At 73.6% G+C, this 1,210-nt stretch carries 2 protein-coding genes; both read left to right on the top strand.

Going from position 1 to position 1,210, the window contains the following annotated elements:
• Window positions 1-138: 138 nt before the first annotated feature.
• Complete coding sequence (locus tag ACJA3G_RS37270; RefSeq protein WP_406557437.1) at window positions 139-711, top strand: VOC family protein; 573 nt, start codon at window positions 139-141, stop codon at window positions 709-711.
• A partial coding sequence (locus ACJA3G_RS37265; RefSeq protein ID WP_406557436.1) for an FAD-dependent oxidoreductase occupies window positions 708-1,210 on the top strand: 503 nt, incomplete at its 3' end. The genes ACJA3G_RS37270 and ACJA3G_RS37265, both read left to right, overlap by 4 nt.

Here is a 1,210-nt window from a genome sequence, read left to right as displayed (position 1 = left end):
GCTCCTGGCCCCCACCGCCGCGGACGTCACGCTGCGGGCCGGAAGCCGGGGCGCCGAACTGCTCTGCCTGACCGTCACCCCCGAGGCCGTCGCCCGGCGCTTGCCACCCCGTAACCCCGACACGACCCAGGAGCGGACATGACCTTCAACTCGCCCGCTGAACCGGCCACTTCACGCGTCCCCGGCCTGCGCGCGGTCCACCACATCGCCTTCACCGTGCCCCGCCTCGACGAGGCCGTCGCCTTCTTCACCGGGGTCCTGGGCGCCGAGGAGGCCTACCGCACCGGACCCATCGCCGCCGCCGACGACTGGATGCGCCGCCAGCTCGGCGTCGACCCCCGGGCCACCGTCCACATCGCCATGCTGCGCCTGGGCCCCGCCCTCAACGTCGAACTCTTCGAGTACACCGGCCCCGGCCGGCATCGGCGGATGCCCCGCAACAGCGACGTCGGCGGCCACCATCTGGCGCTGTGGACGGACGACTTCGACGCCAGTGTCCGCCGACTCGCCGCCACCCCCGGCGTACGGATGCTCGGCGAACCGCAGGAGGTCGGCGAGGGACCCATCCGCGGCACCCGGTGGGTGTACCTCACCACCCCCTGGGGCCTGCACCTCGAACTCGTCCACGCTCCCCGCCACCAGCCCTACGAGGAGCACACCGCCGTACGCCTGTACCGGCCGGAACCGCCGCACGAAGGGAGAGGGACATGAACGGGATCTGGGGCCCCGGCACGCCGCCGGTGGTCCGGCACGACGCCACCCGCTACGACGCCGACGTCATCGTGATCGGCTCCGGCGCCGGAGGAGCGACGGTGGCCTGGGCCCTCGCCGGGACCGGCGCACGCGTCCTGGTCGTCGAGCGCGGCGGCTTCCTGCCGCGCGAGGAGGCCAACTGGTCGCCGCAGGCCGTCTTCGGTGACGGCCGCTACCGCAACGCCGAGCCCTGGCACACCACCGGCGGCAAGGCCTTCACCCCCGCCGCCCACTACTACGTCGGCGGCACCACCAAGGTGTACGGTGCGAGCCTTCCCCGGTTGCGCGAGGACGACTTCGACGCGGTCGAGCACCTCGACGGCACCTCCCCGGCCTGGCCCTTCGACTACGGCGACCTGGAACCCTTCTACGCCGAGGCCGAACGCCTCTACCGGGTGCACGGCCAGGACGGCCACGACCCGACCGGGCCGTTCCGCTCCGGGCCCTACCCCCACCC

Source organism: Streptomyces sp. YS-3 (genome assembly GCF_045257485.1).
Lineage (GTDB): Bacteria > Actinomycetota > Actinomycetes > Streptomycetales > Streptomycetaceae > Streptomyces.
This window is presented reverse-complemented; position numbering and strand designations above follow the sequence as displayed.

Excerpts from the sequence above, each read along its gene's own strand:
- ACJA3G_RS37270 (WP_406557437.1), top strand. The coding sequence starts at position 139 with ATGACCTTCAACTCGCCCGCTGAACCGGCCACTTCACGCGTCCCCGGC.